Origin of the sequence: Salmonella sp. SJTUF15570, assembly GCF_043357055.1 — a bacterium.
GTDB classification, from domain to species: domain Bacteria; phylum Pseudomonadota; class Gammaproteobacteria; order Enterobacterales; family Enterobacteriaceae; genus Salmonella; species Salmonella enterica.
In genome coordinates this window covers 565,846-579,173 of sequence record NZ_JBEUKJ010000001.1, presented here as the reverse complement: position 1 = coordinate 579,173, position 13,328 = coordinate 565,846, and the positions used below count along the sequence as shown (strand labels likewise).

General features: G+C 48.3%; 13 protein-coding genes and 1 riboswitch. Of the genes, 9 read left to right on the top strand and 4 right to left on the bottom strand.

Features of this window, described 5'->3' with window-relative positions; genetic code table 11:
* Positions 1-45: 45 nt before the first annotated feature.
* Positions 46-513, top strand: a complete 468-nt coding sequence (locus ABVN44_RS03035; RefSeq protein WP_000950413.1) for a DUF1456 family protein — start codon at positions 46-48, stop codon at positions 511-513.
* A gap of 56 nt (positions 514-569) precedes the next feature.
* On the opposite strand, the gene ABVN44_RS03030 is transcribed toward ABVN44_RS03035, so the two are convergent.
* The 3 genes from ABVN44_RS03030 to metG form a co-directional block, all read right to left on the bottom strand.
* The gene (locus ABVN44_RS03030) at positions 570-1,100 is read right to left on the bottom strand and encodes a YehR family lipoprotein (RefSeq protein WP_023232021.1); all 531 of its coding nucleotides are present in this window, start codon (positions 1,098-1,100) and stop codon (positions 570-572) included.
* Positions 1,101-1,271: 171 nt separating this feature from the next.
* The gene (locus ABVN44_RS03025; RefSeq protein WP_000703137.1) at positions 1,272-1,730 is read right to left on the bottom strand and encodes a YehR family lipoprotein; all 459 of its coding nucleotides are present in this window, start codon (positions 1,728-1,730) and stop codon (positions 1,272-1,274) included.
* A 240-nt stretch (positions 1,731-1,970) separates the two neighbouring features.
* Positions 1,971-4,004 (bottom strand): methionine--tRNA ligase, encoded by a 2,034-nt coding sequence (gene metG / locus ABVN44_RS03020; protein WP_000195330.1) that lies wholly within the window; start codon positions 4,002-4,004, stop codon positions 1,971-1,973.
* Between the two features lie 164 nt (positions 4,005-4,168).
* Here metG and apbC point away from each other — a divergent pair, with 164 nt between their 5' ends.
* The 6 genes from apbC (at position 4,169) to ABVN44_RS02990 (ending at position 10,944) form a co-directional block, all read left to right on the top strand.
* Positions 4,169-5,278, top strand: coding sequence for an iron-sulfur cluster carrier protein ApbC (apbC, locus tag ABVN44_RS03015; protein ID WP_001005424.1), 1,110 nt, complete (start codon positions 4,169-4,171; stop codon positions 5,276-5,278).
* A 277-nt stretch (positions 5,279-5,555) separates the two neighbouring features.
* Entirely contained in the window at positions 5,556-5,837 is a 282-nt protein-coding gene (locus ABVN44_RS03010; protein WP_000760404.1) for a YehE family protein, read from the top strand.
* A gap of 278 nt (positions 5,838-6,115) precedes the next feature.
* Positions 6,116-6,649 carry a fimbrial protein YehD gene (gene yehD / locus ABVN44_RS03005; protein WP_001606232.1) on the top strand — a complete coding sequence of 178 codons (534 nt, stop codon included), beginning with the start codon at positions 6,116-6,118 and terminating at the stop codon, positions 6,647-6,649.
* Between the two features lie 61 nt (positions 6,650-6,710).
* Positions 6,711-7,391: a fimbrial assembly chaperone gene (locus ABVN44_RS03000; protein WP_023232020.1), complete on the top strand. Its 681-nt coding sequence runs from the start codon at positions 6,711-6,713 to the stop codon at positions 7,389-7,391.
* A 28-nt stretch (positions 7,392-7,419) separates the two neighbouring features.
* Complete coding sequence (locus ABVN44_RS02995; RefSeq protein ID WP_023232019.1) at positions 7,420-9,906, top strand: fimbrial biogenesis outer membrane usher protein; 2,487 nt, start codon at positions 7,420-7,422, stop codon at positions 9,904-9,906.
* Between the two features lie 15 nt (positions 9,907-9,921).
* Positions 9,922-10,944 (top strand): fimbrial protein, encoded by a 1,023-nt coding sequence (locus tag ABVN44_RS02990; RefSeq protein ID WP_048348881.1) that lies wholly within the window; start codon positions 9,922-9,924, stop codon positions 10,942-10,944.
* A 43-nt stretch (positions 10,945-10,987) separates the two neighbouring features.
* On the opposite strand, the gene rcnB is transcribed toward ABVN44_RS02990, so the two are convergent.
* Positions 10,988-11,302, bottom strand: a complete 315-nt coding sequence (rcnB, locus tag ABVN44_RS02985) for a Ni(II)/Co(II) efflux transporter accessory subunit RcnB (protein ID WP_000837534.1) — start codon at positions 11,300-11,302, stop codon at positions 10,988-10,990.
* 281 nt (positions 11,303-11,583) lie between these two features.
* Positions 11,584-11,680, top strand: a riboswitch (TPP riboswitch).
* 31 nt (positions 11,681-11,711) lie between these two features.
* On the opposite strand from rcnB, the gene thiM reads away from it, so the two are divergent.
* The gene (thiM, locus tag ABVN44_RS02980; protein WP_001182156.1) at positions 11,712-12,509 is read left to right on the top strand and encodes a hydroxyethylthiazole kinase; all 798 of its coding nucleotides are present in this window, start codon (positions 11,712-11,714) and stop codon (positions 12,507-12,509) included.
* Positions 12,496-13,296 carry a bifunctional hydroxymethylpyrimidine kinase/phosphomethylpyrimidine kinase gene (gene thiD / locus ABVN44_RS02975; RefSeq protein WP_001188955.1) on the top strand — a complete coding sequence of 267 codons (801 nt, stop codon included), beginning with the start codon at positions 12,496-12,498 and terminating at the stop codon, positions 13,294-13,296. The genes thiM and thiD overlap by 14 nt, the downstream gene beginning before the upstream one ends.
* Positions 13,297-13,328: the final 32 nt, after the last annotated feature.

Here is a 13,328-nt window from a genome sequence, read left to right as displayed (position 1 = left end):
AGACTGTTAGAATATCGTTTTGCCATAGAAACGACCGAAGGCCTCATGCTGAGTAACGATATTCTGCGTAGCGTGCGCTACATTTTAAAAGCTAATAATACCGATCTGGCGCGTATCCTGGCGCTGGGTAACGTTGATGCTACGCCGGAGCAGATAGCAATCTGGTTGCGCAAAGAAGAGGAAGAGGGGTTTCAGCGTTGCCCGGATATCGTGTTGTCCTCATTTCTCAATGGCCTCATTTATGAAAAACGCGGCAAAGATGAGGCGGCGCCTGCATTGACGGCGGAACGTCGTATCAACAACAATATTGTGCTGAAAAAGCTGCGTATTGCCTTTTCGCTAAAAACAGATGACATCCTGGCGATACTTACCGGTCAGTTGTTTCGTGTCTCAATGCCAGAGATCACCGCGATGATGCGCGCGCCGGATCATAAGAACTTCCGCGAATGCGGCGATCAGTTTATGCGTTATTTTCTGCGCGGTCTGGCAGCCCGTGAACACGCGGCGAAGTAATTCTGCGGTATTGTTCCCGGCAGCGTCCTGTCTGACCGGGAAAACGCATTATTATACTAATTGATTCTATGATACCCGCTCTCTTCCAACAGTTTCTGCGAGCGAATCATTGACAGATAGTACGCGGAACAGTTGTCAATTGATGATCCTGGCAATTTACAGAGGTCGCTCATTTTTGCCTGGGTAAAATCAATATCCACATATTCCGTAGCATAGCTATCATAATAGTCGATTCGTTCAGTCAAACCCGGTATACCTTGATAAGCTTCGCCGACTTGACTCAGCATTTTTTGTGCTTCTTCTTTATTATTGGCTTTCAGGGTTTTATAAAGTATTTTATGTTCAGATGTTTGACGTAAAACGATATCCCCTTTGTAGTAATAGGTTAACTTGATTTCAATACCGTTGAGATTACCTGCATAGCGTTGTGTTTCCTCTGACTCTTTGCTAGCGGCTATCTTCTTGATAAACGCTGTCATGTTATTTTGGTTTCCCTGGAGAGTATCGTTTTTCTGATCGCAGCCAGTTATGCTAACCGATAGAGAGAGCGCGAATAGTGGCAGTGCCATAAGACGTAGAACCTGCATAACAATTCCTTGTCGTTAAGTATTGGTGTGGCCAGGAATTCAGGGATTATAGGCTTTGGCGAGGGGACTTACAGCGAGGCTGTCTTTTTTCGGAATTCATAAAGAAAAGACGCTGCCGAAGCAGCGCCCTGAGCGACTTTACCAGTCGATGCAATACATTATGCCTGCCAGTTATTTCGCTTCTTTAAAACCAGCAGCTTCCAGCAGCGTCTGGGTTTGTTTCATGCTGATACCTTTGCTGGTATCGCCGGACACCATCGTCCCTGAGATTTGCTGTAACGCTTTAAAGTCCACTTTTTCCATATCCACAGAGACGTTTTCCTGGGCATAGGTATCTTCATAGGTTAATTTTTCTTCCACTCCGGCGATATTTTTATATTTCGCGCTCAGCGGATCGAGAATTTTGGCGGCATCTTCTTTCGTTTTAGCGCCTACAGTGGCATAGCTGATTTTACTTTCAGACGTCTGCTTAATGATTTTGTCACCTTTATAGGTGTAAGTAATTGAAATTTCTGTCCCCGCCAGGTTTGCGTTAAAGGTCTTTGATTCTTCTTTATCGCCACAGCCAGCAAGAGAGAACACCAGTACGGAAGCCAAAGCCGCGGACAATAACTTGCCAGAAATTTTCATCTAAAACTCCATTTTATATAATGATTGGGTTTTTAAAATAATTTCAATGAATTAATTTAACCCAGTAATAGCAATGTATCAGGGAGAGATAGAATATGACTTTTAGCCGTTATTTAGCAGTCCGGATATGGAGTCTTAACGCTATTGCTTATTAAGGAAAAAGTTAAAACACGCGGATGGGGTGATATGCCAGTCAGGATTAAGCGGTTAAAAAAGCCGGAGCATGCTCCGGCTTGTTGCTTATTTCACCTGTTGGCCAGGCTTCGCGCCGTCATCAGGGCTTAACAGGAAGATATCTTTCCCGCCAGGTCCTGCGGCCATCACCATTCCCTCGGAGACGCCAAAGCGCATTTTGCGCGGCGCGAGGTTGGCGACCATTACCGTCTGGCGGCCAATCAGCGCCTGCGGGTCCGGATAGGCGGAACGAATGCCGGAGAAGACGTTACGCTTCTCGCCGCCCAGATCCAGCGTCAGGCGCAGCAATTTGTCAGAACCGTCTACGAACTCAGCGTTTTCAATCAATGCTACGCGCAGGTCAATTTTGGCGAAATCGTCAAAGGTGATGGTTTCCTGAATCGGGAAGTCGGCTAACGGGCCGGTAACCGGCGCGGCTGCGGCTTTCACCTCTTCTTTAGACGCTTCAACCAGCGCTTCAACTTGCTTCATGTCGATGCGATTGTAGAGCGCCTTAAAGGTGTTGACCTTGTGACCGAGCAGCGGCTGTTCGATGGCATCCCAGTTCAGTTCGCTGTTCAGGAAGGCTTCAACGCGTTCAGAAAGCGTCGGCAGTACCGGTTTCAGATACGTCATCAGCACGCGGAACAGGTTGATGCCCATTGAGCAAATGGCCTGCAGGTCCGCGTCGCGGCCTTCTTGTTTAGCCACCACCCACGGCGCTTGCTCGTCAACATAACGGTTAGCGATGTCGGCCAGCGCCATAATCTCACGGATAGCTTTACCGAATTCACGGCTTTCCCATGCTTCGCCAATCACCGCAGCGGCGTCAGTAAAGGTTTTATACAATTGCGGATCGGCCAGTTCAGCCGCCAGCACGCCGTCGAAACGCTTATTGATAAAACCGGCGTTACGGGATGCCAGGTTGACTACTTTATTGACGATATCGGCATTGACGCGCTGGACAAAGTCTTCCAGGTTCAGGTCGATGTCATCAATGCGTGAAGAAAGCTTCGCGGTGTAGTAGTAGCGCAGGCTGTCGGCGTCAAAGTGTTTCAGCCAGGTGCTGGCCTTAATAAAGGTGCCGCGAGACTTAGACATCTTCGCGCCGTTCACCGTCACGTAACCGTGAACGAACAGGTTGGTCGGCTTACGGAAGTGGCTGCCTTCCAGCATGGCAGGCCAGAACAGGCTGTGGAAATAGACGATGTCTTTGCCGATAAAGTGGTACAGCTCGGCATCGGAGTCTTTTTTCCAGTACTCATCAAAACTGGTCGTGTCACCGCGCTTATCGCACAGATTTTTGAAGGAGCCCATATAGCCAATCGGCGCGTCCAGCCAGACGTAGAAATATTTGCCCGGCGCGTTCGGGATTTCGAAACCAAAATACGGCGCGTCGCGGGAAATGTCCCACTGTTGCAGGCCGGATTCAAACCACTCCTGCATTTTGTTCGCCACCTGCTCCTGCAGCGCGCCGCTGCGGGTCCACGCCTGCAACATTTCGCTGAATGACGGCAGGTCAAAGAAAAAGTGCTCGGAGTCACGCATTACCGGCGTCGCGCCGGACACCACGGATTTCGGTTCGATAAGTTCGGTCGGGCTGTAAGTTGCGCCGCAGACTTCACAGTTATCGCCGTACTGGTCTGCGGATTTACATTTCGGGCAGGTGCCTTTCACAAATCGGTCCGGCAGGAACATGCCTTTTTCCGGATCGTAGAGTTGAGAGATGGTGCGGTTCTTAATAAAACCGTTCTCTTTCAGGCGTGTATAAATCAGCTCGGACAGCTCGCGATTCTCGTCGCTGTGCGTTGAGTGGTAGTTGTCGTAGCTAATATTAAAACCGGCGAAATCGGTCTGGTGCTCCTGGCTCATTTCACCGATCATTTGCTCCGGCGTAATACCAAGCTGCTGCGCTTTCAGCATGATCGGCGTGCCATGAGCGTCATCGGCACAGATGAAGTTAACCTCATGGCCGCGCATTCGCTGGTAACGGACCCAGACATCAGCCTGGATGTGCTCCAGCATATGGCCGAGGTGGATAGAGCCGTTGGCGTACGGCAGCGCGCACGTTACCAGAATTTTCTTCGCGACTTGAGTCATAGTGGGTATTACTTCTTCTGTTGTAAAAAAGGGCTTTGATAGTACCAAAATGGTAATTACTGCGCCAATCGATAAGGGCATTTATCCGTAAATGAATAATTGTTACCGCTGGAGTAAACTACAAAGTTACAATCGTACTTTTCAGAACTACAAAAGGAGTCGGGATGAACGAACAATCCCAGGCCAAATCACCAGATACCCTGCGAGCGATGGTCGCCGGGACGCTGGCGAATTTTCAGCACCCAACCCTGAAGCATAACCTCACCACGCTTAAGGCGTTGCACCACGTCGCCTGGATGGATGATACGCTGCACGTTGAGCTGGTCATGCCGTTTGTCTGGAACAGCGCGTTTGAGGTATTAAAAGAGCAATGCAGCGCCGATCTGTTACGTATTACAGGCGCAAAAGCGATCGACTGGAAACTGTCGTACAACATTGCGACGCTGAAACGCGTCAAAAATCAGCCTGGCATTAATGGCGTGAAAAACATCATTGCCGTGAGCTCCGGTAAAGGCGGGGTGGGTAAATCGTCCACGGCGGTAAACCTGGCGCTGGCGTTAGCGGCTGAAGGCGCAAAGGTCGGGGTTCTCGATGCCGATATTTACGGTCCGTCGATTCCAACCATGCTTGGCGCAGAAGATCAGCGCCCGACATCGCCAGACGGTACGCATATGGCGCCGATTATGTCTCACGGCCTGGCGACCAACTCGATCGGCTATCTGGTGACTGACGATAACGCAATGGTATGGCGCGGCCCAATGGCCAGTAAGGCGCTGATGCAGATGTTGCAGGAGACGCTGTGGCCGGATCTGGATTATCTGGTACTGGATATGCCGCCGGGAACCGGGGATATTCAGCTAACGCTGGCGCAGAACATTCCTGTTACCGGCGCGGTGGTGGTGACTACGCCGCAGGATATCGCGCTAATCGACGCCAAAAAAGGTATCGTGATGTTCGAGAAGGTGGAAGTGCCGGTGCTCGGCATTGTGGAAAATATGAGTATGCATATTTGTAGCAACTGCGGCCATCACGAACCGATCTTCGGCACGGGCGGCGCGCAGAAGCTGGCGGAAAAATACCATACTCAGCTTCTGGGTCAGATGCCGCTGCATATTAGTCTGCGTGAAGATCTCGATCGCGGTACGCCGACGGTGGTTAGCCGTCCGGAGAGCGAATTTACCGCGATCTATCGCGAACTGGCCGATCGCGTTGCGGCACAGCTTTACTGGCAGGGTGAAGTGATTCCGGGAGAAATCGCCTTCCGCGCGGTGTAATCCTCCTGACGTATTCCAAAGAGAATATGACATTCACTGCATTAATATATATTGATGCAGTGAATGTATTAATAAAATAATAGCCCCCGCATTGTTAATTCCTGCTTAAACAGACAGGTGTTTATCTGAAATAATCGGCAAAAACATTATTTGAATTGATCATACCTATCCTACTGATTTATTTTTTCAATTGGTTTTAAGGTATCGATACGTTCATACTGCTCATCAGGACGGCCTGCATACTGTTTGACGTTCACCAGAGGAACAATTACTCACTATGAAAAAATATTTGCTGATGGGAATTATAGTTTCGGCTTATGGGATAAGCGTACCTGTTTTTGCCTCCGACACCGCAACATTAACCATCAGTGGAAAAGTGACCGCGCCAACGTGCAGTACAGAAGTGGTAAACGCACAGTTGCAGCAGCGTTGCGGCAACACTATCCACGTTTCAACTCTGCAAACACCCGCCGCTACGCCGATGAGAGGTGTGACAACGCAGCTATACACGGTGCCTGGTGATAGCACCCGACAGATTGTTGTTAATCATTACGACTAATTCTTATTAATTCCGCAGGCCCATATCATTGGTATCAATGATATGGGCTTTTTTATTTGTTGTGTTTATGTTTAAGGGCAGTAAATTTCGGAAATTAATAAGTTTACAAAATAATGATAAGCAATGATTATTTGTTGCAATTATATTGCAATCTGTAAATTGTTTTAAATCAACAAAACATCGTGTTTACATTGCGATAACTTCCTGTCTATGAGAATTTTCGTTGCAAGGGTTAATAACTCTTAACAAATAGAAATTACTTCATTAAGGAAGAGATTATGAAACGTTCACTTATTGCTGCTTCTGTATTGTCTGCTGTATTTATGAGCGCTGGGGTTTTTGCTGCTGATGAAGATATGGGGGAATTAAAAATAAACGGAGAAGTGGTGGGAACATCCTGTACTTTCGAAGGTGCAAATAGCGCGACTATTGAATTATCCCAGGTAGGTGTTGATAGATTGACTGACTTAAACCCTGGCGATATATATACAGGATACACTAGCCCCGAAGCGATTTTAAAAGTAAAATGTTCGAATACAGCTAATCCACGAATTAGTTTTAACCGTTCTCAATTTGTGGATAATATGCAAATCACCAAAAATAATGCTACTAATAATGGTGCGGGCTTCGCTGTTTATCTTGATGGTATTCAGGTGAAACCGGATGAGTCGGGGAATTACACTCTGAATTCAAGTAAGTTTGAAAATGGTGTATATACCCTGAACTTTTCTGCCCGCTATGCCGCCGTTGAAAATACTGTAACACCAGGTTCTGTTGAATCTGTACTGACGATGACGGTATTAACTGATTAACAATCGTTTTTTGGCGGCTAAGCTTTTAGCCGCTTGTATCTCTTTTATAAGGTTATCGGCCATGAAACGGATGATTGCATTATGCCTGGCTTGTGCCGCTATGCCTGCGTGGAGCGGCATTTATATATATGGTACACGGATTATTTATCCGGCGCAGAAAAAAGATATTACCGTACAATTAATGAATGACGGTAAACGAAGTTCACTCATCCAGGCGTGGATTGATAACGGTGATACCAGCCTGCCGCCAGAAAAATTACAGGTTCCATTTATTATGACCCCCCCTGTAATTAGAGTTGCGGCAAATTCAGGTCAGCAATTAAAAATAAAGAAGCTCGCTAATAACTTGCCTGGCGATCGTGAAAGTCTTTTCTACCTCAATGTATTGGATATTCCACCAAATTCAGACGAGAACAAAGATAAAAATATCATTAAATTTGCGTTACAAAACCGGATAAAGTTGATCTATCGCCCACCGGGGGTACAGAAAGTTGATAAAGCGACATTTTCCCGCTTGCAGTTGTTTCGTGCGCCAGGGAGTATTAGCGTGAAAAATAATTCCGCAAACTGGATCACTATTCCGGAAGTTAAAGCAAAAAGTAAAGTAAATAAAGAAACCTTATTACTGGCTCCATGGTCATCGCAGAGTATCACCACAACGGCAGTTGTAAATAGTTATACCGTGACGCTAATTGATGATTCTGGGAATTATTTAAACGAGACTATCAAAATAGAAAATTAAAAGCGGGGAATTAACCTAAGGATAGATAATGGAAAAGTTAAACGCCATCACGCTGTCACTTTTTGCAGCGTTGCTTACTTCACCCGCCTGGGCTGAAGAAGAAACATTCGATACTAACTTTATGTTCGGTGGGTTGAAAGGTGAAAAGGTGTCTCGTTATCAGATTGATAGCACCAAACCCATGGCTGGCGTTTATGAGATGGACGTTTATGTCAATAAAGAATGGCGTGGAACTTATGAGGTTAATATTCAGGATGACCCCGATAGTACCTGTATTTCTCCGGATCTGATCGCCAGCCTGGGAATTAAATTTACCCCGCAGAGTACAACAGTAGAAAATGAATGTATTGCGCTGAAAACGGTGGTTCATGGAGGTAGTGTTTCTTATGACACTGCCGCTTTTAACCTTTATCTGAGCGTTCCTCAGGCTTATGTGCTGGAATATGAAGCGGGCTATGCGTCTCCAGAGACATGGGACCGTGGAATTAACGCTTTTTATACATCGTATTATGCCAGCGAATATTACAGCCATTATAAAAGCGGCGGTAGTGAGAAAAATACTTACGCAAATTTTGTCAGCGGATTGAATCTGCTTGGATGGCAATTACATTCTAACGCTAATTTTTCCAAAAGTGAAAATTCAGCTGGCAAATGGCAGAGCAATACTCTGTATCTGGAACGTGATTTCCCGGCGGTACTGGGGACAATGCGTCTGGGGGAACAGTACACCAGCGGGGATATGTTTGATACGGTGCGCTTTCGCGGGGTGCGCTTCTGGCGTGATATGCAAATGCTGCCGCACTCTAAGCAAAATTTCGCTCCGGTTGTGCGTGGCGTGGCGCAAAGTAACGCCCTGGTGACGGTTGAACAGAATGGCTTCATTGTTTATCAAAAAGAAGTTCCGCCTGGCCCCTTTGTATTTGAAGATCTTCAGCTGGCAGGGGGGGGAGCCGATCTGGACGTGAGCGTTAAAGAGGCTGACGGTACTGTTTCACGGTTTATTGTTCCGTATTCTTCCGTTCCCAATATGGTGCAGCCCGGCGTAGCAAAATATGATTTCGCCGCCGGACGAAGCAGAATTGAAGGAGCCTCTCAGCAAACTGATTTTCTCCAGGGAACCTATCAGTACGGGGTCAATAACCTGCTAACGTTGTATGGCGGAACGATGTTAGCCAGCGATTATCGCTCATTTACCCTTGGCACCGGATGGAACACGCTGATTGGCGCGGTATCTGTCGACGGTACGTTGTCTCATAGCAAGCAGGATAATGGCGATGTTTTTGATGGGGAAAGCTACCAGGTTGCCTGGAATAAATATCTCCCGCAATCGGCCACCCATTTTTCTCTGGCAGCGTATCGCTACTCATCACGTGATTATCGCACTTTTAACGATCATGTCTGGGCTAATAACCGGGATAACTATCGTCGCGATGATGACGATATTTATGATATTGCTGATTATTATGAGAATGACTTTGGGCGTAAAAATACTTTCACTCTCAATATTAATCAGACGTTACCCGATGGGTGGGGATATTTTACTGCCAGCGCTCTGTGGCGCGACTATTGGGGGCGTAGCGGTACAGGAAAGGATTATCAGTTAAGCTACAGTAATACCTGGCAGCGGCTCAGTTTTACGCTATCGGCAACTCAGACGTATGACAGCAATAACCGTGAAGATAAGCGCTTTAATATCTATTTATCGATTCCCTTAACATGGGGAGTAAAGGAGAATGGGGGAAATCGTGATATCCATTTATCGAATTCCACCACCTTTGACGATCAAGGTTATGAGGCGAATAACACTAGCCTTAGCGGCACGTTCGGTAATCGCGATCAGTTTAATTATACGACTAACCTCAGCCAGCAGCGACAGGAACACCAAACGACATTCGGGGGATCGGTAACCTGGAACGCCCCGCTGGCGACAGTCGGCGGCAGTTACAGCCAGTCCAATAAATACCATCAGGTGGGCGGAAATATTCAGGGAGGGCTGGTTGCATGGGCCGATGGCGTGCATTTAGCCTCTCGCCTTAATGATACTATCGCGATTATTAACGCGCCGTACCTGGAAGGCGCGGCGGTGCAGGGGCGTCCCTATTTACGTACCAATGCAAAAGGTTATGCCGTATTTGAAGCATTGACGCCATACCGGCAAAATTTTATCTCTCTTGATGTCTCCGAGAGTGAAAGTGATGTCGCCCTGCTGGGAAACCGTAAAGTTACAGTGCCTTATCGCGGAGCCGTAGTGGTGGTTGATTTTGAAACAGAGACCAGTAAACCTTTTTATTTCCTGGCGCGGCGCGCAGATGGCGAGCCTTTAACGTTTGGTTATGAAGTGGAAGATGACGAGGGAAATAATGTAGGACTGGTAGGTCAGGGGAGCCGGGTATTTATTCGTACTGAAAAGGTTCCCGTTTCGGTAAAAATCGCAACAGATAAACAACAGGGTCTTTTCTGTAAGATCACTTTTGATAAACAGATTGATGAAAATAACGTTTATATTTGTCGGTAATCTTTAGGTGACGCCATGAAAAGACTACTATTTTTATTAATAATGATGCAGTTTACGCAGTTGGGTTACGCGGCGTGTAATGCGACCTTAACCAACACGAAGGATTATACGATTCAATCCGATAGCTTAATGCTGGGGGGGGAGGAGTCAGCCATTATTACAAATGGTTTCACTGATGCCAATTGTTCTAATAGTGATGTTGTGACTAAATTAGAGACATCCGATCATATTATCGGTATGGGGCCGAATGATAGTGTTAAGTTAAAATTAAAAGTTGAATGGCAAAGCAGTAGTGCGATAAATATGCGCAACCAAAACGGTGTAATTGAAGCCCCCTATAAGATAACGATTTCAGAAATAAACTCACTGGAGGCGGTGACTGTGTCTGCCAGGGGGGGATACTCGGTTACGATAGATAATATAACGGTGATGTCGGGTGCAAAGAATCAATGGAACAGTAGCGATTGGGTGGTATTTATTTTAAGATATATTGGCTGTTGGGGGAATAGAGAGTGTGTTGCAAACGTTATCACTGATCTGAATGGGAAAGGCGTTTATAAAGCCAGTTTAACGATAAATTACAACCGTAAAGAAACTACCTGCGCCCCCCAGAATCTCACCATCACACTGGACCCGGTGCCTATGACTAAACTCCGTGCTAAAGGAGAGGTTAGTGAGTTTTCTAAGCAGGGTGATATTATTCTGGATTGCAAAAATCAGGTGCGGAATGCGATGCTGACATCACGGCAAATAGCGGTAAATCTACGTAGTGATTTAGTCTGGGATGAGAATGAAGCAGTCCTGAAACCGGATAACGATAATGGCGTTGGGTTTATCTTAAGAGATTCAAATCGGAGTCTGCTTAAAATAAACAAAGGAGCAACAATAAACAGTATTTTCAAAACCTATGCCAAAGGCAGCGCAGTGAATTCGGTGGAAGCTATTCCTGTCTTTGCCACATATTATGTTCTCGATCCTGCAAAAGTTAAAGCGGGGCCATTACAATCGAAAGCATTAATCGTGGTATCTTATAATTAAATTTATGCGGTACGCACTCTTTATAGAAAGAGTGCGTATATCATTATCGATGATAAAAAATCTCGCCATCATAGGCTTTGATAATTTTTCCATCGGTATCGTTAATCAGTACATACGCGCCGCCCATATAGGTCCAGTGAGTACCGGCATCTGGCGCGGGCAGATTACGTAATTTCCACTGTTTAATATTGTACTCATCGGTGCGGTACATCTGCGGAACGGTATCGCCGGGCTTGAAGTGGGTGAAGTCGGCGATAAAGCTTTTTAACTCATATTGATCAATGCCCGTTGTCGCGGGGGCGGCCCATGCAAAACTGGTTGCAAGCAACAGCGCGCAAGGCAGCAACTTACTTTTCATACTTTTACCCTCCACATATGCGGGTCAGTTAACATCGTGTGTATCATTTCTGCTGGTGGCGTATCTGACAAGCGCTATTTTGTTATCTCACGCCCCTTTTCGTAAAAAGTGTAAACGAAAGCGTCGTGCAGCAACATATCCGCCAGCAAGTTTGCCAGAACCGAATAGGTTTTGAGAACTATCTGATAACGCTGAAATTATCGTCCGCCGCTGACTGTAAATTTACATTGTCTGGCGCAGACAGTATGCTTAATAGCGAAACCCCGCTTAACACGGTGGGGCTTGACGACTCGGGGTGCCCTTCTTTGTGAAGGCTGAGAAATACCCGTACCACCTGATCTGGATAATGCCAGCGTAGGGAAGTCTGACACTGCTCGTGTCCCTTCTTCACGCGGGCAGGAGCTGAACCATGCAGCCTGACCTGCACTGCCGCACGCTTGCGGCGCATACGTTAAAACACTTTCGCGCGCTCTCCCCGCTTACGCACTGTATGACGAATGACGTCGTACAAACGTTTACCGCCAATACGTTGCTGGCGCTGGGCGCTTCACCCGCCATGGTGATTGATCCTGTCGAGGCCAGACCGTTTGCCGCCATCGCCAACGCCTTGCTGATTAATGTCGGAACATTAACTGCCTCACGCGCTGACGCGATGCGTGCGGCGGTAGAAAGCGCTTATGATGCCAAAACGCCGTGGACGCTTGATCCTGTCGCGGTGGGCGCGCTGGAATTTCGTCGGCGATTTTGCCTGGATCTCTTGTCCCTGCGCCCGGCGGCAATACGCGGCAACGCCTCGGAAATCCTGGCGTTATCCGGCATGGCGCTGGGCGGACGTGGCGTAGATACCACCGAGGCGGCGTTGGCCGCACTGCCTGCGGCGCAGGCGCTGGCGCGTCAGATAGACTGCATCGTTGTGGTTACCGGAGAGATAGATTACGTCACTAATGGTCAGCGCACGCTGAGCATTCCCGGCGGCGATCCGTTAATGACTCGCATTGTAGGCACCGGCTGCGCGTTGTCGGCGGTCGTCGCCGCCAGTTGCGCGTTACCGGGCGCCGCGCTGGACAATGTCGCGTCGGCCTGCTGCTGGATGAAACTGGCTGGACAGGCCGCGGCAGAGCGTAGCGAAGGACCGGGCAGCTTCATCCCGGCTTTTCTTGATGCGCTCTATCATCTGGATGTGGAGGCGGCCAATGCAACGAATTAACGCGCTGACGATTGCTGGCACCGATCCCAGCGGCGGGGCCGGTATCCAGGCGGATCTCAAGACCTTTTCCGCGCTGGGCGCATATGGCTGTTCGGTCATCACCGCGCTGGTGGCGCAAAATACCTGTGGCGTACAGTCGGTGTACCGGATAGAGCCGGACTTTGTCGCCGCTCAACTTGATTCCGTGTTCAGCGATGTGCGCATTGATACCACAAAAATCGGCATGCTGGCGGAAACCGATATTGTCGAGGCCGTGGCGGAGCGACTACAGCGCCATCATGTACGTAATGTGGTGCTGGATACGGTGATGCTGGCGAAAAGCGGCGATCCGCTGCTCTCGCCCTCTGCGATAGAAACATTACGCGTCCGGCTGTTGCCGCAGGTATCGCTGATTACGCCTAATTTGCCGGAAGCCGCAGCATTGCTGGATGCGCCCCATGCGCGTACGGAACAGGAGATGCTGGCGCAGGGGCGGGCGTTACTGGCGATGGGGTGTGAAGCGGTATTGATGAAAGGTGGGCATTTAGAGGATGCGCAAAGCCCGGACTGGCTCTTTACCCGTGAGGGCGAGCAACGTTTTAGCGCGCCGCGTGTGAACACCAAAAATACGCATGGGACGGGCTGTACGCTGTCGGCGGCGCTGGCGGCGTTACGGCCCCGGCATCGCTGTTGGGGAGAGACGGTAAACGAGGCGAAGGCATGGCTTTCGGCGGCGTTGGCGCAGGCGGACACGCTGGAAGTGGGGAAGGGCATTGGTCCGGTACATCATTTCCACGCGTGGTGGTAGTATACTGCCTACAGACCCGTCGTCAGGAAAGA